General features: G+C 60.4%; 22 protein-coding genes. 10 read left to right on the top strand and 12 right to left on the bottom strand.

Features of this window, described 5'->3' with window-relative positions:
- Nucleotides 1-54: 54 nt before the first annotated feature.
- Nucleotides 55-888 carry a helix-turn-helix domain-containing protein gene (locus tag QQJ86_RS06870; protein WP_284320170.1) on the bottom strand — a complete coding sequence of 278 codons (834 nt, stop codon included), beginning with the start codon at nt 886-888 and terminating at the stop codon, nt 55-57.
- A 140-nt stretch (nt 889-1,028) separates the two neighbouring features.
- On the opposite strand from QQJ86_RS06870, the gene QQJ86_RS06865 reads away from it, so the two are divergent.
- A complete protein-coding gene (locus QQJ86_RS06865) occupies nt 1,029-2,003 on the top strand; it encodes an alpha/beta fold hydrolase (RefSeq protein WP_284320169.1) in 975 nt (324 codons plus the stop codon).
- Nucleotides 2,004-2,059: 56 nt separating this feature from the next.
- Here the strand turns inward: QQJ86_RS06865 and cydX are convergent, their stop codons facing one another.
- The 10 genes from cydX to rph form a co-directional block, all read right to left on the bottom strand.
- The gene (gene cydX, locus QQJ86_RS06860) at nt 2,060-2,185 is read right to left on the bottom strand and encodes a cytochrome bd-I oxidase subunit CydX (RefSeq protein WP_284320168.1); all 126 of its coding nucleotides are present in this window, start codon (nt 2,183-2,185) and stop codon (nt 2,060-2,062) included.
- Between the two features lie 10 nt (nt 2,186-2,195).
- The gene (gene cydB, locus QQJ86_RS06855; protein ID WP_284320167.1) at nt 2,196-3,326 is read right to left on the bottom strand and encodes a cytochrome d ubiquinol oxidase subunit II; all 1,131 of its coding nucleotides are present in this window, start codon (nt 3,324-3,326) and stop codon (nt 2,196-2,198) included.
- A 10-nt stretch (nt 3,327-3,336) separates the two neighbouring features.
- Complete coding sequence (locus QQJ86_RS06850; RefSeq protein ID WP_284320467.1) at nt 3,337-4,914, bottom strand: cytochrome ubiquinol oxidase subunit I; 1,578 nt, start codon at nt 4,912-4,914, stop codon at nt 3,337-3,339.
- Nucleotides 4,914-5,132: a hypothetical protein gene (locus QQJ86_RS06845; protein WP_284320166.1), complete on the bottom strand. Its 219-nt coding sequence runs from the start codon at nt 5,130-5,132 to the stop codon at nt 4,914-4,916. The genes QQJ86_RS06850 and QQJ86_RS06845 overlap by 1 nt, the downstream gene beginning before the upstream one ends.
- A gap of 353 nt (nt 5,133-5,485) precedes the next feature.
- Complete coding sequence (gene pepQ / locus QQJ86_RS06840) at nt 5,486-6,805, bottom strand: Xaa-Pro dipeptidase (protein WP_284320165.1); 1,320 nt, start codon at nt 6,803-6,805, stop codon at nt 5,486-5,488.
- Nucleotides 6,806-7,148: 343 nt separating this feature from the next.
- Complete coding sequence (locus tag QQJ86_RS06835) at nt 7,149-7,481, bottom strand: PilZ domain-containing protein (protein WP_284320164.1); 333 nt, start codon at nt 7,479-7,481, stop codon at nt 7,149-7,151.
- On the bottom strand, nt 7,478-9,829 hold the full coding sequence (locus QQJ86_RS06830) for a DUF1631 family protein (protein ID WP_284320163.1): 2,352 nt from the start codon (nt 9,827-9,829) through the stop codon (nt 7,478-7,480). The genes QQJ86_RS06835 and QQJ86_RS06830 overlap by 4 nt, the downstream gene beginning before the upstream one ends.
- A gap of 98 nt (nt 9,830-9,927) precedes the next feature.
- Nucleotides 9,928-11,091, bottom strand: coding sequence for a radical SAM family heme chaperone HemW (gene hemW, locus QQJ86_RS06825; protein WP_284320162.1), 1,164 nt, complete (start codon nt 11,089-11,091; stop codon nt 9,928-9,930).
- Between the two features lies 1 nt (nt 11,092).
- Complete coding sequence (rdgB, locus tag QQJ86_RS06820) at nt 11,093-11,692, bottom strand: RdgB/HAM1 family non-canonical purine NTP pyrophosphatase (protein ID WP_284320161.1); 600 nt, start codon at nt 11,690-11,692, stop codon at nt 11,093-11,095.
- An 8-nt stretch (nt 11,693-11,700) separates the two neighbouring features.
- Entirely contained in the window at nt 11,701-12,429 is a 729-nt protein-coding gene (rph, locus tag QQJ86_RS06815; RefSeq protein ID WP_284320160.1) for a ribonuclease PH, read from the bottom strand.
- 74 nt (nt 12,430-12,503) lie between these two features.
- Here rph and QQJ86_RS06810 point away from each other — a divergent pair, with 74 nt between their 5' ends.
- From QQJ86_RS06810 to QQJ86_RS06780, 7 genes are all read left to right on the top strand, one after another.
- A complete protein-coding gene (locus QQJ86_RS06810; protein ID WP_284320159.1) occupies nt 12,504-13,361 on the top strand; it encodes a YicC/YloC family endoribonuclease in 858 nt (285 codons plus the stop codon).
- Complete coding sequence (gmk, locus tag QQJ86_RS06805; protein ID WP_284320158.1) at nt 13,358-14,005, top strand: guanylate kinase; 648 nt, start codon at nt 13,358-13,360, stop codon at nt 14,003-14,005. The genes QQJ86_RS06810 and gmk overlap by 4 nt, the downstream gene beginning before the upstream one ends.
- Before the next feature lie 90 nt (nt 14,006-14,095).
- The gene (locus QQJ86_RS06800) at nt 14,096-14,932 is read left to right on the top strand and encodes an ABC transporter ATP-binding protein (protein WP_284320157.1); all 837 of its coding nucleotides are present in this window, start codon (nt 14,096-14,098) and stop codon (nt 14,930-14,932) included.
- Nucleotides 14,929-15,705 carry a lipid asymmetry maintenance ABC transporter permease subunit MlaE gene (mlaE, locus tag QQJ86_RS06795; RefSeq protein WP_284320156.1) on the top strand — a complete coding sequence of 259 codons (777 nt, stop codon included), beginning with the start codon at nt 14,929-14,931 and terminating at the stop codon, nt 15,703-15,705. Before QQJ86_RS06800 ends, mlaE begins: the two co-directional genes overlap by 4 nt.
- Nucleotides 15,706-15,742: 37 nt before the next feature.
- Nucleotides 15,743-16,615 (top strand): outer membrane lipid asymmetry maintenance protein MlaD, encoded by an 873-nt coding sequence (gene mlaD, locus QQJ86_RS06790; RefSeq protein ID WP_284320155.1) that lies wholly within the window; start codon nt 15,743-15,745, stop codon nt 16,613-16,615.
- A 23-nt stretch (nt 16,616-16,638) separates the two neighbouring features.
- Nucleotides 16,639-17,319 (top strand): MlaC/ttg2D family ABC transporter substrate-binding protein, encoded by a 681-nt coding sequence (locus tag QQJ86_RS06785; RefSeq protein ID WP_284320154.1) that lies wholly within the window; start codon nt 16,639-16,641, stop codon nt 17,317-17,319.
- Nucleotides 17,306-17,614, top strand: a complete 309-nt coding sequence (locus QQJ86_RS06780; RefSeq protein ID WP_284320153.1) for an STAS domain-containing protein — start codon at nt 17,306-17,308, stop codon at nt 17,612-17,614. Before QQJ86_RS06785 ends, QQJ86_RS06780 begins: the two co-directional genes overlap by 14 nt.
- Before the next feature lie 169 nt (nt 17,615-17,783).
- On the opposite strand, the gene QQJ86_RS06775 is transcribed toward QQJ86_RS06780, so the two are convergent.
- Nucleotides 17,784-18,638 carry an MlaA family lipoprotein gene (locus tag QQJ86_RS06775; protein ID WP_284320152.1) on the bottom strand — a complete coding sequence of 285 codons (855 nt, stop codon included), beginning with the start codon at nt 18,636-18,638 and terminating at the stop codon, nt 17,784-17,786.
- Nucleotides 18,639-18,849: 211 nt separating this feature from the next.
- Here QQJ86_RS06775 and rpoZ point away from each other — a divergent pair, with 211 nt between their 5' ends.
- Together rpoZ and QQJ86_RS06765 are read left to right on the top strand one after the other, a co-directional pair.
- Entirely contained in the window at nt 18,850-19,140 is a 291-nt protein-coding gene (gene rpoZ, locus QQJ86_RS06770; RefSeq protein WP_284320151.1) for a DNA-directed RNA polymerase subunit omega, read from the top strand.
- Nucleotides 19,141-19,239: 99 nt separating this feature from the next.
- Nucleotides 19,240-21,441, top strand: a complete 2,202-nt coding sequence (locus QQJ86_RS06765) for a RelA/SpoT family protein (protein WP_423372892.1) — start codon at nt 19,240-19,242, stop codon at nt 21,439-21,441.
- Nucleotides 21,442-21,468 lie beyond the last annotated feature (27 nt).

The raw sequence follows: 21,468 nt of genomic DNA, 5'->3' as shown, positions 1-21,468 counted from the left end.
CAAGCTCGTGCAACCCCACCCCGGCCCTCCCCTGCAAAGCAGGGGGAGGGGGCATCAAGCTTCGCGACTTACCAACTCGCGGCAATATTCGGCCGTTTCCTCATCCATCGGAAAGCACGATTCGATGTGCAATTCATCGATGGTGACGTCGCGCGGCGTACCGAACGTGGTGATGGTGGAGAAGAAGCTCAGCTGCTGGCCATCCACGCGAAAGATGGTGGTGAGCAGCGGTGATGGCGCTGCACCCAGATCCCTTATCCGCCATTGCATAGGCACGCCAGGGTATGCGAGCGCTTCTTCCAGCAATGCACGCGCAACACCGTCGGATGGTGTGGCGGCAATCACGTCGTGCAGGTGCCGGATCAGGTCGCCCGCAACGTCCTCCCAATTGACGATGGCCGAGCGCAGATCGTTCGGATCGAAGATCTGCCGGATCATGTTCGTATGCGAACTGCTGGCGCCGCGCAATACAAAGTTCGCAACACGTGCGGCGGCCTGGTTTGCCATCAGCACGTCCCAATGCCGATTGAGCAGAAACGCGGGATAGGGTTCCTGTTGTTTGAGCATCAGCTCGATGGCGCGGCGCACCTGCGCCATGGCCGGTGTGCTCAGCGAAGTTTCCGGGTATCTCGGCGCATAGCCCGCCGCCATCAGTAGCGCATTGCATTCGCGCAGAGGCATCTCAAGCGCATCGGCCAGGCGCAGCACCATGTCACGGCTGGCTTGGGCCTTGCCGGTTTCCACACAACTGAGGTGACGGGCCGATACATCCGCTGCTAGCGCAAGGTCTAGCTGACTGAACCGTCGGCTGGCGCGCCATTCGCGCAGTAGATGGCCAACGTGGGCAGGAGAGGTGGAGATCGAAGCGTCCAAGCGGGCAGCTCGCAAGATGGTCTGCGGGGATGCTAAGCCGGCGACTACAAGAAAGCCATGACCTTCCAGGTCATACAGCCATGACCCTGCGCGTCATTGATTGCATGAGCCATCGAATGGAATGATGTGGCCATCCATCACATGGGGAAACCAACGTGCAACGCAGAGCATTTTTGCAACTCACCGCTGGCCTGATCGCATCGAGCGTTTTGACGGGACACGCGCCACGCCTTCTGGCAAAGAGCCGAGTAGAACAGGCCCTGGACGAAAAGAGCTTTCACGCCAGTCGTCGATTTCTGAAGACGTCGTTCGGTCGTATTGCCTACGTGGAACGCGGCAGTGGAGAAGCGGCGCTGTTCTTGCACGGCTTCCCGTTGAATAGCTTCCAATGGCGCGGTGCCTTGGATCGCCTTTCGCCGTATCGTCGCTGCATCGCGGCAGATTTTCTTGGCCTGGGTTATACCGAAGTGGCCGAAGGGCAGAGCGTTACACCCGACGCGCAAGTTGCCATGTTGATTACACTGTTGGATTCACTCGGTATTGCGAGCGTGGATCTGGTTGGCAGCGACAGCGGCGGTGCGGTTGCCCAGTTGTTCGTGACGCGGCATCCCGAGCGCGTTCGCAGCTTGCTGCTTACCAATTGCGACACGGAACATGAAAGTCCGCCAGCGGCCATGCTGCCGGTGATCGCGCTATCGCATGAAGGCAAATTCGTCGATCAATGGCTTGCCCCCTGGCTGGCAGACAAGCAGCTGGCGCGCTCGCCGCAGGGCATCGGCGGCATGTGTTTCGCTAATCCTGCTGATCCTACGGATGAAGCCATCGACTGCTACTTTAAGCCGCTAGTGAGCTCACCTCGCCGCAAGGCTCTGGTGCATGCCTATGCAATGGCGCTGGAACATAACCCACTGCAGGACATCGGACCCGCGCTTCGCCGCTGCAAAGTGCCCACGCGCATCGTGTGGGGTGTGGACGATACGATCTTTTCGCTAGCGGGAGCGGAGTATCTGGACAAGACGCTTGGGAATTCGCTAGGGGTACGGAAAGTGGCGAATGCGAAGCTGTTCTATCCGGAGGAGCGTCCGGATGTGATCGCAGAGGAGGCGAAGAAACTCTGGGCTGTTGTGTGAGTTTGTTGTCCCTCCTCTGCTTGCAGCAGAGGAGGGAAGAAATCTCAAGTTGACGCTTATGACCGCTCGGATTCCTTTTGCTTCTGTGTCTCATCCGTCGCGCGCACCTCGTACCACATCGCATTCAAAATGCCGAAAGCGCAGGCGAGGCCTAATCCAAGTACCCAAGTGAAATACCACATGGTTCGCTCCTCAGTAACCGTTATGCGAGTGCTGTACGTCTTTCAACATCACGCGTCCGCGCATCACGCGGTACACCCAGCTGGTGTAAATGATGATGATGGGCAAAAGCACCGCTACTGCGCCAAGCATCAGCATCAGTGTGCCGTGGCTGGATGAAGCATCCCAGATCGTGAGGCTGGAGCGCGGATCGAGCTTCGACGGCAGCAGGAACGGAAACAGCGAGAATCCGGCGGCGAGAATGGTGCCGGCGATCATCAGGGTGCTGCACAAGAAGCCAAGCAGATTCAGTTTGCCGACGGTCCACTGCACACCGATTGCACCAAGAATGCCGACCGCCGGCGCCGCCCAGAACCAGGGATGCAGCATGTAGCTGGTAAACCAGGTACTGCCTATCGCTACCTGCTTGAGCAGTGGATTGGATACGCCATCGGTCACAACCGGGCCGAGCACGGTAAAGCCCGGGACGCCGTAGCCCAACCAGATACCTGCACCGATGAACGTAATGGCATACGCCAAGGCCATCCAGCGAGCGATCCGTGCAGCGCGTTCCGCGATCGCGTGATCGGCACGATACGCTGCCCAGCATGCGCCATGCGTAAGCAGCATGGTGATGCTGACCAGGCCGGCGAGTACGGCGAAGGGATGCAGCAGATCGAAGAAGCTGCCTTGCCAGGTCATGTACAGATCATCATCGAAACGGAACGGCAGGCCGAGAAACAGGTTGCCGAAGGCGACACCGGTGATCAGCATCACCACGAAGCCGGAGAAGATCAGCACGCCATCCCACACGGCGCGCCAGCGCGCATCGGGCATCTTGCCGCGGAAGTTGAATCCCACTGGTCGCAGAATGAAAGCGAGCAGCACCAGCGCGAGCGCGAAATACAGGCCCGAGAATGCAGTGGCATACAGAATCGGCCATGCGGCGAAGATGGCCCCGCCGCCCAGAATGAACCACACCTGGTTGCCCTCCCATGTCGGTTCGATGGTTTCCAGCAGCACGTGACGTTCGTGCTCGTCGCGACCCAACACGCGCAGCAGGGCGGCGATGCCGAAATCGAATCCGTCCATGATGGCAAAGCCGATCAGCAAGGCGCCGAGCAGCACCCACCAGATCACTCGCAAAGTCGTGATGTCGAACATGGCGTTCTCCTCAGTGCGCGCTGACTGTGCTTTCAAGCGGTGGCGTTATTTCCCGCACCGGCCAGATGCCGAGTTCATCCGGCCCTTTGCGTGCGTACTTCAGCATCAGCACCGCATCGACGATCGCGAGCAAGCTGTAGAACAACACGAAACCACTCAGTGAAGTCCATACCTGTCCGGCGGATACCGACGACACGCCCAGTGCGGTAGGCAAAATGCCTTCGATCGCCCATGGCTGCCGGCCGTATTCGGCCACGATCCAGCCAAGCTCCGTAGAGACCCACGGCAGCGGCAGGCTGTATAGCGCAAGTCTCAAATACCAGCGGTTGTTGTCGAGCCGCCGTTTGCTGGCCAACCAGAACGAGTACGCGAACAGCGCAATGAAGTAAAAGCCGCAGGCAACCATGATGCGGAACGACCAGAACAGCACCGGTACGTTGGGAATGGTGGACGCGGCAGCCTTGTCGATGTCGCTGGGCGTTGCCTGGCGCGGATCGGCGACGTAGCGCTTGAGCAGCAAGGCGTAGCCCATGTCACTGTCGTATTGCGCCAGGGTCGATTTCGCCTGGGCATCATTGGGATCTTTGCGCAGGGTCAGCATCGCATCGTAAGCCTGGATGCCATTGCCAATCTTGCCCTTGGTGTCTTCCACCAAGTTGTTGATGCCGAGGATGGGCTTGTCTACCGAACGCGTGCCGATCAGGCCCATCACCCACGGAATATGCATGGCGTAATGCGTGGTGCGGTTCTGCACGTCGGGAATACCGAACAGGGTGAACGAAGCCGGCGGCGGTTCGGTTTCCCACATGGCCTCGATCGCCGCCATTTTCATCTTCTGGTTTTCGGAGACGGCGTAGCCGGATTCGTCACCCAGCACTACCACTGACAGCGCAGCGGCCAGACCGAAGCTTGCCGCAACCGTCATGGAGCGACGCGCGAAATCAACATTGCGTCCACGCAGCAGATACCAGGCGCTGATCGACAGCACGAACATCGAACCAATCACGTAACCCGCGCTTACTGTGTGCACAAATTTCGCCTGCGCGACGGGGTTGAACAGCACATCGGTAAACGACGTCACCTCCATGCGCATCGTCTGTGGATTGAACTTTGCACCCACCGGATTTTGCATCCATGCATTGGCGATCAGTATCCACAATGCCGAGAGGTTGGTGCCCAATGCGAGAAACCAGGTCACCAGCAAATGGGCGTGGCGCGAAAGGCGTTTCCAACCCATGAAGAACACTCCCACCAACGTACCTTCGAGGAAGAACGCCATCAGGCCTTCGATAGCCAGCGGCGTGCCGAAGACATCGCCGACGTAATGGGAGTAGTAAGCCCAGTTCATGCCGAACTGGAATTCCATGGTGACGCCGGTGGCCACGCCCATGGCGAAGTTGATGCCGAACAGCACACCCCAGAATTGCACCATGCGCTTCCACACTTCACGCCCGGTCATCACATATACGCTTTCCATGATGGCCAGAATCCACACCAGCCCCAGCGTGAGTGGTACGAACAGGAAGTGATACAGCGCGGTAAGCGCAAATTGAAGACGGGAGAGGGTGACGACTTCTGGGTCGATCATCATGGCTTGGATTCCGGCTTGGAGGTCGGAGGAGGGGCGAGCAGCCGTTCGACCGCTGCAGGGCGTGTATCGGCGCGCGGATAGTGCGCCGATAGGTACCAGCCGATCAGCGAGAGGAGAGCGATTTTCGCGAGAACGATGAGGATGAGTTCAACGCTCAGCCGGCGCAGCGGATTGCGCGGCGAAGAGGGACGGACAGTCTCAGAAGACATGTGCATAGCAGAGGTTTCCTACCAACTATGACATTGCGGAGCAGCATAACGCGGTTTGCGGCGCACTGTCGTGCGCCATGCTGACGCAGCACGAGGCACGGCGTTGGTCGTGGTGGCTCGCCCCTATGAAAGACTCATCTCGTAGGGGATTTTCAGCGTCGCCTAGAGGCGGGATATTGACCAGGATCAACTGGTCTGGTGATTCTTTGCCGAATCACCGCATGTTGGCCCGCTCCTTGCGAGCGGGCCGTAGTGAAGCCCGTAGGTTGGGTTAGCGCAGCGTAACCCAACATCTTTGGGACGGTATTGTTGAGTTACGCTGAGCTAACCCAACCTACGCACTACGCGTTGTATGGCTTTCAGCTCAGCACTGCAAACGCATTGCGTGTGAGGTTTTCCGGTTCGTCGTTCGTGCACACCACATCGTCCTCGATGCGGATGCCGCCGTAAGGACGGAATGCGTCCACCTTGTTCCAGTCGATGTCGTTGGCAACCGGCTTGGCGCGCAGTTCTTCCAGCAACATGTCGATGAAATACAGGCCCGGTTCGATGGTGACGACCATGCCCGGTTCCAACACGCGCGTCATGCGCAGATACGGATGACCTTGCGGACGCGGAATGAAGCCGCCGGCCTCATTGACCTGGAAGCCGGCGACGTCGTGCACCTGCAAGCCGATGGGGTGGCCAAGACCATGCGGGAAGAATGCGGATGTCACGCCAGATTGCACTGCGCTTTCGGCGTTCAGGCGGATCAGGCCATGTTCGCGCAGCACTTCGGCCAGCACATGGTGCGCATGGATGTGCAGGTCCGCATAGCTCTGTCCGGCCTTTACCTTCGCAGCAAAACCTTGTTGCGCGCGTTCCATGCTGTCGATCAACGCCTGGAATTCCAGATGACCCGCTGCTGCATACGTACGCGTGATATCGCTGGCATAACCCGATTTGCTGGCGCCCGCGTCGATCAGGAACGAACGGCTTTGCTTCGGCGGCGTGCGATCGAAGTGCGTGTAGTGCAGCACTGCACCGTGTTCGTTGAGGCACACGATGTTCGAGTAGGGCAGCTCTGCTTCGGTCTGGCTGGCGGCGGCGAGGTAAGCGAGCTGGATACCGAATTCGCTCTCGCCTGCGCGGAAGGCGCTTTCGGCGGCGCGATGTGCGCGCGTGCCAATGCGGCTGGCTTCGCGCATCAGCTCCAACTCGTAGGGTGTTTTGTAGCTGCGATGCCAATGGAGGTAGTTGACCACCACTTCGGGATTATTGGCTTCCACACCGTCGATGCTTGGGCATTCCGGCGCAATCACGGCGCGTTGGCCTTTCGGCAGCAACGCCACGGCTTCGGCATGCGTGCGCACCGTTGTGATGTCAAACTGATCCACCCAATAGCCACTCGGCGCAGCCGGCACCACATGCCAGTAATCGCGCGGCTGCACGAAGATCAGCTTTGGCTTGTTGCCGGGGGTATACACCACCCAGCTACCCGGTGTGTCGGTGAGCGGTAACCAATGACGGAAATGTGGATTGGCGACGAAGGAGTAGTCCTGGTCGTCGAGGAACTTGCGCAGTGGTGTGCTTGCAGCGATCAGCAGATGATCGAAACCGCCCAGTGCCAGCGCCTGGTCCGCGCGCTGGCGCAGCGTGGCGATGTGTTGGGCGAACAGGGGGGCGAGATCTTGGCTCATGCGACGTTCCGCGGAGGTGTTGATTCGGGCAGTGTAGCGCGGGTGTACGTCTGTATCAGAGTGCGTTACGGGTGTAGAGGAAATTCATCGATGCGTGCGAGAAATTCAGCATAACCTTAGAGATGCTTGATCATGCCTAACCGTCATTCCGGCGAAGGCCGGAATCCAGTTAAAAATCGCGTCCGAAGGACACAAAACCGGTTTTGAGTGCTTCGCACAACGCATTTAAACTGGATTCCGGCCTTCGCCGGAATGACGGCTAGGAAAGATCCAGTTTCGTGAAAAGTTATGTGCCTAAGTTGGCGCAGGAATGTTTACGTATTTCGTGCGTGCGCTAACAACATCAAGGCTGGTGCAGCCAACGCTCCAATTGCGCAGCATCGTTGCTGCCAATGGCGATGATGCGAAATCCGGACCAGATTTGCCCGGGTGTGGCCGCCGGTTCGTGCCATTGCTCCTGGATACCGACCTCGATGGTCGGCATGTTGCCGTCTCGCGTAGGTAGCGGTAGACAGACTTGATAAACCGCTTCGCTGCGAGGCGAGTGCTGGCTGATCAGCAGCATGCCGTTGCTGGAGAGATTGCCCACGTGGCCGAGCGACTGGCCGGTGAGCGCATCAGTAACGGTGACGACGTAGTTAGGGCGTTTGCGGGGGGCGCGGCGTTGTTCGTTCATGGGCGGGCCTCTGGCAGCAGTGGCGCAGGACGCCGCAGGTTGTTGGTGAGTGCGTGCCAGGCGCGGTCGAGGAGGTTTTCATCCTGCGCGGGTATCTCGCGCACGCGACCATCTGCTATCGCATGTGCCAGTTCCTGCAAGTTCATGACGTCGTTGCGTTGACCACGGCGATTCACGAACAAGCTGTTGCCTGAGATCGGCGAGAACCAGGCCAGCTTTTGCTGTGTGGTTTTGCCAGTGGCCGGATCGGTGAACTCGAACCAGGTGCCGAATGGCAGTTGTCGCAAATGATTATGGATACGCGCCTCACGCAAGCCGAGTGGTGGCACCACGGCGGCTTGCGTCGCTTGCGGAGTTTCCTCGGCGCGATGTTCACCCAGACGCTGGCGCTGCTTGAGGCGGATTGCGAGATCGGTCGTGCTGGGTGGATCGGATAGGCGTGTCGAATGTGTTTTTGCCGCCACTGCTGGTGTCGGCTCTGGTTGCGGAGCGGGTTCGGGGTTTGCTGCTTCGGTAGCGACAGGTTTGGGAATATCGGGTGCAGCGGGCGTGGAGACGACAGGCGGCGGTGCGTCCACGCTGATCAAGCGTTGTGCGACTTGCTCAGCCTCGTCCGCATGCATGCCAATTTGTTGCAGGCCTGTTTCCACTTCCTGCTGCAATGCCAAGGGATCATTCACCGGAAACTGGCCGAGCAATTGATCTGTGATGCGCAACTGATGCAGGAAGGCTTCGCTGTGTTCGTCGTGACGCAGCAGAGTCAGTGCCAGTACGTCTGTCCACGCGCGCTCCAGCAAGGTGCGCAACAGGCCGCGTGGCGATACGATCGCGAAGCGTTCGGCCATCAGTTCATCGGCGCGTCGACGTGCCTGCTCCAGTCGCTCGCGGCCTTGCATGGCTTCCACGTGGCGACGCTCAGCTGCTTGCGCTTTGCGTACCAGCTGCATCAGATGGTGGTCGATATCCGCCAGCAGGGTGGTGTAGAGCCCTGCAGAGGGTGGCTCCAGCTGCGCACGTTCCACGAGTTGGCCGAGCTTGGCGAGCAGTTGGTGATCAGTTTCGCCGTTTGCGCTATGCAGCCAAGTATCAAGGGCTTCGGTCAGCTTGCTCAGCAACTGGCGTGCAGGGTGTTCGCGCTGGTCAAAGAAATCACGATCGGAGACGGCCAGACGCAACAGCGGCAACTGCAAGTTGCCAAGCAGTGCGTTCGCATCAGGGCCGTGATGCAGCTGCTGGGCAAGCTGCTCAAACAGCATGGCCACCAATTCCACCGTATCGCCTTGCTCGGGCGTCAACTGCATGCGTGGCGCATCGTGCGGAAGGCCGAGATTCAATTGATATATCAACTCCTCCTGGAGGCGTTGCGCACTGCGCAGCTCGCGACTGGTGCGATCGGTGACCTGCACCATGTGCTGTTGCAACGCCGACATGGCTACCTGCAGTTCGTCAGGTGTGGCTGTGCGCGCGCTTGTGGGCGCGGCTACGCTGGATGGATGCACGCGTTGACGTGCGAGTAAATCGCGCAGCGTTTCGAGCACGGCAATCGGTTCGTTGCCGTGTGCGGAACGATGGGGCGCCGTTGTCGACGACGGCGCTGCAGTGGCATTCGGCGAACCGGCGTACGCGGGACCGTTCGCTGGACGCGGTACAGTGAATGCGCGCAGCCTTGGGAGAATGCCATCCGCCAGCAGCTTGGCGTTGATGCCTTCGTAGAGCGACACCAGTGTGCGGCCAACGCTGCTTTCGAATTCCTGGAACAGCAACAGGCGATGTTCGATCGGCAGATCCAGTGGTTCGCTGGCGGCGCGCAGAATACGCGCCATATTTTGCGGGCCGGCTGGCAGTTGCTTGCCTTCCAGTGGCGGAGCTGCGACGAGCACGGCCAGGCGATAGGAAAGCTCGGACAGAATCGGGCCGTTCTGTGCCTCGCCACGCGCCGCGAGCTTGTCGAGAGCGGCGGTGAGTTCGTGTTCGGTGCGGTCGAGCAGGGTCAGCGAATGCTGACTCAGCGTTTGCGGAGCTCGCTCATCTTCTTCCTCGCCCATGCGCTCGAAGCTCGCACGCAATTTGGCGCTGAACGATTGCACGAACGCGGTACGTCCGCGTTGCACCAGATGGCGGCTATCGAAACAGCGCTGCTCTTCGAGATGATTGCGGGATTGTTCGGCGTAGTCGTAGAGGCGCTTATCGAAGCGGTCCAGGCACAGGCGCAGTGTGGGTTCGGCCCAGTGGTCGCACAGAATGCAGGCTGTTTCGATCAGTTTGCGTACGCGCAAGGGCATCCTGCTGAGGTCGGTAGAGCGACCTGCAGGCGCAGACGATGGATACACCCCTGGCTCGACATCCATGACCCGAATTCCCCGTGAGTTCCCCGTAAGGCAAGTGTATGCCTGTTCCAGGGCTTCGTCATAGGTTTTGTGAATTAGGTCACATTTTTGGGTGCTGACTACGCCAGGAAACTTCCGATGACATCATTGAGAAAGCGCTGGCCCAGCGGCGTGGTACGCAGATAACGAGGGTCGTTTTCCAGCCAGCCTTTCTGGCGGCCCGCGGCGAGGCGGTCGGCGATGTGCTCGGCAGGCAGCCCGGTACGGGCGGCAAAGTCATCCAGCGGGACGCCATCAATCAAGCGCAGGGCATTGAGCATGTACTCGAACGGCAGTTCATCTGCCGGCACTGACGCGTGGCCACCGACGCGGGCGGGTGTACTGGCGGCTTCGAGATAGGCGTTGGGATGGCGGATTTTCCAGCGGCGCAGCACTTCGCCGGTGCCGGTATCGGTGAGCTTGCCGTGTGCGCCGGCGCCAATCCCCAGGTAATCGCCGAAGCGCCAGTAGTTGAGGTTATGTTCGCAACGTCGGTCGAGTTTGGCGTAGGCGGAAATTTCGTATTGCGCATAGCCGCTTTCGGCCAGTCGTGCTTCGCAGGCTTCCTGGATGGCCCACGCCGTGTCGTCATCCGGCAGCGGCGGCGGGTGCGCGGCAAATACAGTGTTGGGTTCCAGCGTGAGCTGGTAGTGCGAAATGTGCGCAGGCTGCAGCGCGACAGCACGCTCCACGTCGTGCAGGGCGCCGGACAGTGTCTGCTCCGGCAGCGCGTACATCAGATCCAGGTTGATGTTTGCCATGCCCGCATCCTGTGCGGATTTCACCGCAGCTTCCGCCTCGGCTGAAGAGTGGATGCGTCCGAGGCGTTTGAGCTTGTTGTTGTCGAAGCTCTGGATACCGAAGGAAATGCGATTGACGCCCGCGGCGAGATAGCCATCGAAACGACCATGCTCGACGGTGCCGGGATTGGTTTCCAGCGTGATTTCGCACGCATCGACGAATGGCAGGCGTGCACGGGCGCCGTCGAGAAAACGCGCGATCAGATCCGGCGAGAAAAGGCTCGGCGTGCCGCCGCCGAAGAACACGCTGATGATCGGCCGGCTCTGCAGCGCGTTGCCGAAGTCGGCCAGGTCGGCGTCCAGGTCGGTCAGCAAGGCATCCACATACGCCGCGTATGGCGGTTCACCCCGAAGGCCATGCGAATTGAAATCGCAATACGGGCACTTTTTTACGCACCACGGCATGTGGACGTACAAGGCAAGCGGTGGTGCGATCAGCGACATCTTAGGCGTGCAATTCGGCGATGCGTGCGTGCAATTTGACCATGGCCTGGCCGCGGTGGCTGAGGCTATTTTTCACGTCGTGGTCCAGTTCGGCTGCACTCAGCGATTGACCGTGCGGCAGGAATAGCGGGTCATAGCCGAAACCGCGCTCGCCGCGTGGTGCATCGAGTACGCGGCCATGCCAGCGTCCTTCCGCGATGAGCGGCGCGGGATCGTCGGCGTGCCATAGCAAGGCCAGCACGCTTATGAAGAAAGCACCGCGTTGTTCCGCCGGAACGCCGTCCAGTTCGTGCAGCAGGCGTGCGTTATTGGCTTCCGCGTTGCCGTGTCCGCCGCTGTATCGCGCAGAGTAGAGGCCGGGGGCGCCGCGTAGATGCATCACGCACAAGCCCGAATCATCCGCGAGAGCGGGCAAGCCGGTGACGTGTGATGCGTGACGCGCCTTGAGCAGCGCATTTTCGACGAAGGTGAGGCCGGTTTCCTCGGCATCCTCAACACCCAGCTCGGTCTGCGGAATCACTTCGAACGGGCTATCGGCGAGCAACTTGTTGAATTCGGCAAGCTTGCCGCGATTACTGCTGGCGAGAACGATGCGTTGCATGAAGGCTATCAACCTTGTTCGAGCGCTGCGCGCTGCAGGCCGATCAATTCGGCGATGCCCTTTTCGGCCAAGTCGACCATGGCATCCATTTCATTGCGCCGGAACGCGTGACCTTCGGCCGTGCCTTGCACTTCGATGATGCCGCCGCCGTCGTTCATCACGACGTTCATGTCCGTATCGCAGTTGGCGTCTTCGTCGTAATCGAGGTCGAGCACGGGCATGCCTTGATAAACGCCCACCGATACCGCAGCCACTGCGCCGATGATCGGATTGCGGCGAAGGTTCTCGCGCTTCATTACCACGTTCACTGCGTCGACCAGTGCCACGTAGGCGCCGGTGATGGCAGCGGTGCGCGTGCCGCCGTCGGCCTGGATCACGTCGCAGTCCAGGGTGATCACACGTTCGCCCAGCGACTGGCGATCCACGCAGGCGCGCAGGCTGCGGCCGATCAGACGCTGGATTTCCATGGTGCGGCCACCCTGGCTGCCACGCGTGGCTTCACGCTGCGTGCGGGTGGACGTGGCGCGCGGGAGCATGCCGTATTCGGCGGTGACCCAGCCTTCGCCCTTGCCGCGCAGCCAGGGCGGCAAGCGATCTTCGATGCTGGCGGTGCATAGCACGCGCGTGTCGCCGAAGGCGATCAGCACGGAACCTTCGGCGTGACGGGTGTAGTGACGCTCGATGGTGATGGTGCGCAACTGGTCGTTGGCGCGACCGCTTGGACGGGACACTGGCATAGGTTTATTGGGCAAGTCAGGACGAGACAGTTTACCATTGACCACTTTCCTTACTGTCCGGACCCCACGTCTCCATGATTCGCAGCATGACCGCCTACGCGTCCGCCGAAGTGACCACCTCAGTGGGGGCGCTGACATGCGAGTTGCGCGCGGTCAATCACCGCTATCTGGAACTCAGCCCGCGGCTGCCGGAAGACATGCGCAGTTTCGAGTCTGCGTTGCGCGAACGCATTGCAAGCCGGCTTTCGCGTGGCAAGGTGGACGTGATCGTGCGGCGTGGCGAATCGCGCAGTGAATCGCTGCAGGTGGACAGCGCGTTGGTGGGCCGCCTGTCCGAACTGGCGCTGGATATGGAAGCGCGCTTTCCGCGCATGCGCATTGAATTCACGGAACTGTTGCGTTTCCCGGGTGTACTCCAGCACGCGGAGGTGGATCAGGAAGCGCAGCAGGCCACGCTGCTGGACGTGCTCGACCGGGCATTGGAAGCACTGACGGCCACGCGAGAGCGCGAAGGCACCAAGCTGGCCGATCTTCTGCGCGAGCGACTGGATGCCATCGAGCGCATCGTGGCCGATGTGCGCAGATGGATGCCGGAGATCCGCACCGCCCTGCGTGCGCGGCTGGAATCGCGCCTGGCCGATTTGAAGCAGCCGGCCGATCCCGGGCGATTGGAGCAGGAGCTGGTGCTGCAAGTTACGCGTTCCGATGTGGACGAGGAACTGGATCGCTTGAGCACGCATATCGGCGAAACGCGTCGTGTGCTCAGTTTGAAGGAGCCAGTCGGCCGTCGCCTGGATTTCCTGATGCAGGAATTCAACCGGGAGGCGAACACGCTCGGCTCCAAATCGATCGATGCGCGTACGACCAATGCTGCGGTAGAGCTGAAAGTATTGATCGAGCAGATGCGCGAGCAGGTGCAGAACATCGAATGAGCGCGCATACGTCCAATACTGGCGCTACCGAAGGCACGCTCTTCATGGTTGCCGCGCCCTCCGGTGCAGGCAAATCTACATTGGTGAACGCACTGCTGGAGCGCGAGCCGAGCATCTCGTTGTCGATTTCGCATACCACGCGTCCACCGCGTCCAGGCGAGCAGTACGGCCGGCACTATTACTTCGTGGAGCGCACCGAGTTCGAGCGCGAGGTGGTCGAGGGCATTTTTCTTGAACATGCTGAAGTGCATGGCAATTTCTACGGCACTTCGCGCAAGACGGTGCAGGATCTACTGCAGCAAGGGCGTGATGTGCTGCTGGAGATCGACTGGCAGGGTGCCGCACAGATACGCAAGGCCAAGCCCGATTGCGTGAGCGTGTTCATCTTGCCGCCGTCGCGCACGGAGTTGGAGCGGCGCCTGAGAGGGCGCGGCTCGGACAGCGAGGAAGTGATCGAGCGCCGGCTGCGCAATTCGCGTGGGGAAATCGCCCACGCCCATGAGTTCGACTACATCGTCGTGAACGACCGGTTCGAGGACGCGCTGGATACCCTGCAGGCCATTGTGCGGGCGGTCCGCCAGCGCAGCTCGCTGCAATGCCAGCGCCACGAGACCTTGATTCGGGAACTCCTGGCCAATACCTGAACTCGAAATTCGGATCATTACTGTACCGGGCCGGATAGCATTAGGCGCCCAGTTCAGTTAACTTTTGCACTTTCCCCTCATCCCCTTGCCATGACCGAGACCGTCCAAGCCCAACCTGAGGATCGTGCCCTGGTGCGCATCCGTGGCCTTACCACGGTGCTCAACGGCAAGACCGTGTTCGACAAGCTGGACCTGGATATCCCGCGCGGCAAGGTGACGGCCATCATGGGGCCCAGCGGCACCGGCAAGACCACCCTGCTCAAGCACATCACCGGACAAATGCGTGGTGCTGCCGGCGAAGTGTGGGTGGATGGGTTCAACGTGTCGAAGTTGTCGCGCTATGCCCTGTTCGAGCTGCGTGAGCGTATCGGTTATCTGTTCCAGAACTCCGCGCTGCTTACCGATTTCGACGTGTTTGAGAACGTGGCGTTCCCGCTACGTCAGCACACAAAGCTTCCGGAAGTGCTGATCCGCAACATCGTGCTCACCAAGCTGCAGGCGGTGGGTTTGCGTGGTGCGGCCTCGCTGATGCCTGCTGAACTTTCCGGCGGCATGGCGCGACGCGTGGCGTTGGCGCGCGCGATCGTGTTCGATCCCATGCTGATCCTCTATGACGAACCGTTCGTAGGCCTGGATCCGATCGCGCTCAATCAGGTGCTGAAACTTATCCGCACGCTCAACGAGACGCTGGGCATTACCAGCGTGCTGGTGGCGCACGAGTTGGAGGCGATCAAGCAGGTGGCCGATCACATCTATCTGATCGCCAACGGCAAAGTGGTGGCGCAGGGCGATCCCAAGACCATCGACCATGACGGTTCGCCATGGACGCGCCAGTTCTTCGGTGGCGATGCGGATGGTCCGGTACCGTTCCAGTATCCGGCCGGCGATTACGCGCAGGCCCTCGGTTTCAAGCAGGGCGCAGCATGAGCACACAACTTGAGCGCGGCGAAAATGTCGTGATCGGCTCACTGGCCCAGATCGGCCGCTGCGGGCTGTTCCTGCTGCGGATTCTTGCAGCCATTCCAAGCAGTCTGCGGTATGCGCGCGAAACGGTCCGCCAGCTGTGGTTCGTTGGTGCGATGAGCCTCACCATCATCATGACCTGCGGCTTGTTCATAGGCATGGTGCTCAGCTTGCAGCTGTATCACGTGTTGTCGATCTTCGGCGGCACGTCGGCCACAGGTTCAGTGGTGGCGTTGGCGGTCTATCGCGAACTGGGGCCGGTGGTGACCGCACTATTGTTTGCAGGTCGCGCGGGCACGTCGATCACAGCGGAAATCGGTCTGATGCGCGCTACCGACCAGATCGCGGCGATGGAAATGATGGCGGTGGATCCGATCGCCTATGTCGCGGTTCCGCGCTTTCTTGCCGGCCTGGTCGCCATGCCGCTGCTGTGCTGCGTGTTCTGTGGAATGAGCATTTTCGGTGGCCAGCTGGTTGCGGTGGACTGGCTGGGCGTCGACAACGGCACGTTCTGGTCGAACATGACCGCAAACGTGGATGTGTGGGACGACGTCATCAATGGCGTGATCTGGAAAAGCCTCGTGTTTGGCGCAGTGATTGCGCTGATCGCTGTATTCCAGGGCTACACCACGCCGCCGACCAGCGAGGGCGTGGCGTACGCCACCACGCGCACCGTGGTGGCGTCGTCAATCGCGATTCTCGCGTTGGACTTCGTGCTCACCGCTTTCCTGATGTGACCATCATGACTTATTGCTTATTTCTGAGGACCTCCTCGTGAGCCAGCGAAAATCCTATGCCGTCGGCACCGGCCTGTTCATCGTGTTCGGTTTCGCCGCACTGGCCTATCTCGCGACGCAGACGACGTCGGTCGTCAACAGTCACCAGGGGGCCAGCTACGTCATCGACGCGCAGTTCGTAAACGTCGGCCAGCTCAAGGAGCGTGCGCCGGTGAAAGTGGCGGGCGTGCGTGTGGGCCAGGTGCAGTCGATCTCGCTGGAGCCAGGCAAAGACGTGGCTGATGTCAAGCTTTCGATCGACAAGAAGTTCGGCCAGATTCCCACCGATTCGACCGCGGTGATCTACACCAGCGGCTTGCTGGGCGACCAGTACGTAGGTCTGCAGTTCGGCAGTGCCAAGAACTATCTGGCGAACGGCGGTCATCTGGTGCTGACCCGCTCGACGCAGCCGCTGGAAGAAATGCTCGGCAAGTTCTTTGGCGCGGGCGGCGTGGCTGACGCTATCGGTGGCAGTTACAAAGTGACCGCCCATTTCACCAATGTCGGTGCACTGTCGGAAGGGGCGCCAGTGAAGATGGCGGGCGTGGCCATCGGCAGTGTGGCCGATGTGAAGGCCGATCCGGTGAAACTGGACGCTACCGTCACGCTGGCCATCGACAGCAAATACAACCAGATTCCTGACGATTCGGCCGCCGCCGTATTCACCAGTGGTTTGATCGGCAGCCAGTATGTTGCGATCCAGCCCGGTGGCTCGCCGAATTCGCTCAAGGACGGCGACCAGCTCGTGCTGACGCAGTCGGCGATGCAGCTGGAAGATCTGATCGGCAAGTTCCTGGTCAATGGTTCGTCCAGCGGCAACAGCAATGCCGGTGGCAACGGTTCGTCCAATCCGCCCGCCGGCAAACATTGAGCCGGCTTTACTAGGAGTCATCCATGTTGCGTCACCTGGCTATTGCCACCGCCATCGCTCTGGGCAGCGTTGTTGTCATGCCGGCTTTCGCGCAGAGTGCATCCAGCGCGCAGTCGTCCAATGCATCGACACCGCAGGCCGTGGTGGAGGACATCACCCATCAGCTCGATACGCAGATCGCCGACCACAAGGCGCAACTGCAAAACAACAAGCCCAAGCTGGTCGCGACGATCAACCAGATCTTCCTGCCGCACTTCGACACCGACTGGGCGTCGATCCTGGTGTTGGGCATGCACGCGCGTGAGGCCTCGCCTGATCAGCGCTCGCGCTTCGCCAAAGCGTTCTACACCTCGCTCACCAATCGCTATGCGGAAGGTCTGCTGAGCTATACCAAAGGCACCGTGAAGGTCCTGCCGTTCAGCGGCGATGTCAATCCCAAGTACACGGTGGTGAAGACGCAGGTAAGCACCGACGACAACAAGACCGTTGCGGTGAACTACGTCTTCCACCAGGCCGCCGACGGTCAGTGGAAGGCCTATGACGTCATCATCGAAGGCATCTCCTACATCACCAATTACCGCAACCAGGTTGATGCCGAGATCAAGAAGGAAGGCCTGGACAAGCTCATTGCCGATCTGGAAACGCAGGGCGACAAAGCTCTCGGTCAGCTGGAACAGGAAGACAAGGGTAATGGCGCCAAGTAAATCCGGCGAGTTTCGGGTTGCTTCCGACCGGCCGGACACGGTCTCCGTGTCCGGCACCTTGAATTTCGCCACGGCGGAAAACGCCCTGGTGGCGATGCGCAGCGCGTTTGCGAAGAACGATCGCCATACGCTGGATCTTGCGGGCGTGGAGAGTTGCGACAGCGCCGGTTTGGCATGCGTGCTGGCGGCGCTCTCGGAAGCGGATCAGGGCGGGCGTCGCGTCGTAGTGCAGCACGTGCCGACGGGCATGCAGGCGCTTGCGCGAGTCTGTGGCGTGGAGTCACTGCTGCACTGATCCTTCGCATCGCCAGCCAACAAAAAAGGGCTCTGATGAGCCCTTTTTTGTTGGCTGTGGCGATGCGAAGGACGCAGCGATATGCACGTCACCGGCCCTTCGATGTCATTGCATACAGGCAAAAAAACGGGGCCCTAGAGCCCCGTTTTTTCCTAATTGCTCAGCCGAATCAGGCTCCGCCCGACTTCTGCTGTTTCTGTTGCTGCTCCCATTTTTGCTGCTCCTTGAGCAACTCTTCGGGATCGTAGTTTTGCTGCTGGTTCTGCTGGTTCGAGCCGCCTTGTTGCAGCTTCAGCATCACATCCGCCGGCGGGTTGCCGTCATAGATCTTGTTGAGGCGGTTCTGGCGCCAGGCATCACGCACGAAGGCGTAAGGGTCGTAGGCGGTCTTCAGGAAGCTATCGGCGTCGAGCAACTGGGCGCGCATCTGGACGAAGTAAACCGCCTCGGGGATGTAGTACTGGCCCCAATGGAATTTGTGGTTGCGCTCAAAGTAGCTCAGCGGATCGAACAGATAACCATCCACCGGGTACTGCAACACGTCGCGGAAGGTCGAAGGCCCCAGCAGTGGCACCATCAGGAAGTCGCCCTCGGGTACGCCCCAGCGGGCCAGGGTGATGCCGAAATCGGTTTCCTTGAGCGGAATCTGCATCTTCGTCGCCGGATCGAAGAAGCCGGCTACACCCACCGTCATGTTGATCAGGAAACGGCCGGTATCCGCCATGGCATCGCTCGGACGTGCCTGCAACAGACTGTTGGCGATGCTGATCGGCAGCTTGATATTGGTGAAGAAGTTGCTGATCGAGGTCTGCACCGGCTTGGGTGTGATCTCGGTGTAACCCACCGCCACCGGACGCAATACGTGGGTATCCAACGCCATATTGAAGGCGTAGCTCTTGCGATTGAACTTCTCCAGCGGGTCGTCGGTGCGGGGCGGGGCGACGGCGCACCCGGCGAGCAACAACAGCATGGCTAGTGCGGGCAACAGGCGGCTTAGTGCGGCGAAACGGGGCAGGGAGGGCATCGAGGAAGAATCCGCTGCAAGGGGTTTGGGAGTAAAAGTGTACTTTTTAGTTCTATATTGTGCACGCATTGCAACAATGTTTCGAGCTGGCGCGCAACGGCCGGGCATGATAGAGCTTGTCCATAGTCACCGCGAGCCCTCGCGTTGCCAGTCAGGTAGCCTACCGATAAACTGTTAGGCCGCATAAGTTTTTATAGTTCAAGGATTTCCCATGGCCCGCATTACCGTGGAAGACTGCCTCGAGGTAGTCAACAACCGTTTCGAATTGGTTCTTATGGCGACCAAACGCGCCCGCCAGCTCGCCAACGGTGCCGAACCGGCAGTAAACCCCGATCACGATAAGCCGACCGTGTTGGCGCTGCGTGAAATCGCTGACCGCCGCATCGATCAGGCAACCATCGACGAGATCGATCGCGCCGAACGCGAGCGTGCTGAGCGCGAAGCACTGGAGTGGGCCGCCCAGGAAGTGGACGACGATCTCTCCAAAGGCGGAGACGACTGATGGATAGCGGCGGCTGTCGACAGCGTATGCGTCGAGCCGGTCGCACCGGATCGACGAGCCGCGCGTTACGCCTCCGCCTCCTTTCGTTCCCTCTCTGTCATGAGGCGATCGCCTGAACGGGCGTCGGAACTCATGACGGCGGCTACGCATCCCGCTCCCGAGGATACGTCCGCACTGCCGCCGTATGTGGTGGCACTAAAAGAGCGTCTTGCCTACCTGCCCGAGCAGCAGGTAGCCCGTGTGGTGCGTGCCTACCAGGTAGGCGCAGTGGCCCACGAGGGCCAGACGCGCAAGAGCGGCGAGCCCTACATCACCCATCCCATTGCGGTAGCCGGCATCCTGGCCGAATTCGGCATGGATGCGGAAACCATCATCGCCGCGATCCTGCACGACACACTGGAAGACACCGCGCTAACCCGCGTCGAGCTTGCCGGAGAATTCGGCGAGCCCGTCGCCGAGCTGGTCGACGGCGTCACCAAGCTGGACAAGATGCGCTTTTCCAGCCGCCAGGAGGCCGACGCAGAAAGCTTCCGCAAGATGCTGCTGGCGATGGCACGCGATCTGCGCGTGATCCTGATCAAGCTGGCCGATCGCCTGCACAACATGCGCACGCTCGGCGCCAAGGATCCCGAATCGCGTCGCCGCATTGCGCGCGAGACGTTGGAAATCTACGCACCTATCGCGCAGCGCCTTGGCATGAACAAAATCAAGGCGGAGCTGCAGGATTTGGGCTTCCGCGGGCTGCATCCCGATCGCTATCGCGTAATCAGCGAACGCATTCGCGCTGCGCTGGGCAATCGTCGTGAGGCGATGGGGCGGATCGAAGGCGCGCTGACTTCGCGCCTGGTCGAAGAGCGTATTCCAGTGCGTGTGGTTGGGCGCATCAAATCGCCGTGGAGCATCTACTCGAAGATGCGCAGCGAACACAAAAGCTTCGCGCAACTCATGGATGTGTACGGTTTTCGTGTTGTCACCGACGCCGCGATGAGCTGCTACATGGCGCTCGGCGTGGTGCATGCGCTGTACAAGCCGGTCGACCGCCGCTTCAAGGATTTCATCGCCATCCCCAAGGCCAACGGCTACCAGTCGCTGCATACTGTGCTGCTAGGCCCGTTCGGCGCACCGATCGAAGTGCAGATCCGTACCGAGGAGATGGATTCGGTGGCCGAGCGCGGCGTGGCCGCTCATTGGGCATATAAGACCGAAAGCGGTCCGGCCAATAGTGCGCAGGCCCGTGCGCGCGAATGGCTTTCCGCGCTGGCGGACAGCCAGGCAAACACGCCGTCTGCGGCCGAGTTCATCGAGAACGTCAAGATCGACCTGTTCCCGGATGAAACGTATTTGTTCACTCCGCGTGGTGACATTCTGTCGTTGCCACGCAATGCCACGGCGCTGGATTTCGCCTACGCCGTGCATACCGATGTGGGTGATCACGCTGTCGCAGCTCGCGTCGACAAGAAGCTGCTGCCGCTACGCACGCGGCTGGAGTCGGGGCAACAGGTTGAGATCATCACCGCGCCCTCTGCCGTGCCCAACCCGGCGTGGCTTGAGTTCGTAGTGACCGGCAAGGCGCGCACTGCAATTCGTCAGTATCTGAAGCATCTGCAGCACGAGGATGCGGTCGATTTCGGCCATCGTATGCTCGATCGCGCGTTGGACGCGTTGGGCACCAGCTTGGATGCGATCCAGCCGGCGGCGCTGGAAAAATTCCTGCACAAGTCCAAGCTCAAGCGCTTGGAGGAATTGCTGGCCGACATCGCGCTGGGCAATCGCATGCCCGACCAGGTTGCCAGCCAGCTCGTGGCGTCGCGAGGCACTCCTTCCGGACGTGGCGCACCGGTGACGCATCCGACGGAAAAGATTCACATCACCGGTGCCGAGCGTGGCGTGCTGAGCTTCGCCAATTGCTGCCACCCACTGCCGGGCGACGAAATCGTGGGCTACCTGTCGCCGGGCAAGGGCATCGTCGTGCATCGCACCGAGTGCCCGAACATGGCCGAGCTGCGCAAATCCTCACCCGAACGCTGCGTGGACATCGAATGGGACCGCGACGTGCAGGGCGATTACCGCGCCGAGCTGCGCATCGAAGTCATGAACCGTCCGGGCGTGCTTGCCACAGTGGCGGCGGCGATCGCTGCGGCCGATTCGAACATCGAAAACGTGGAATACGTCGAGCGTGACATGGCAGCGGCCACGCTGCTGTTCACTATTGAAGTGAAGAACCGTAAGCATCTGGCTGAGGTGATCCGGCGCGTGCGGCGCACGGGTGTAGTAAGCGGGGCGTATCGGTATCCGTTGTAGTGCTGCGTCAGTTGCCTCTCCTCAAAG

The sequence above is a fragment of the Dyella acidisoli genome (assembly GCF_030160295.1).
Classification (GTDB): domain Bacteria; phylum Pseudomonadota; class Gammaproteobacteria; order Xanthomonadales; family Rhodanobacteraceae; genus Dyella_B; species Dyella_B acidisoli.
This window is presented reverse-complemented; position numbering and strand designations above follow the sequence as displayed.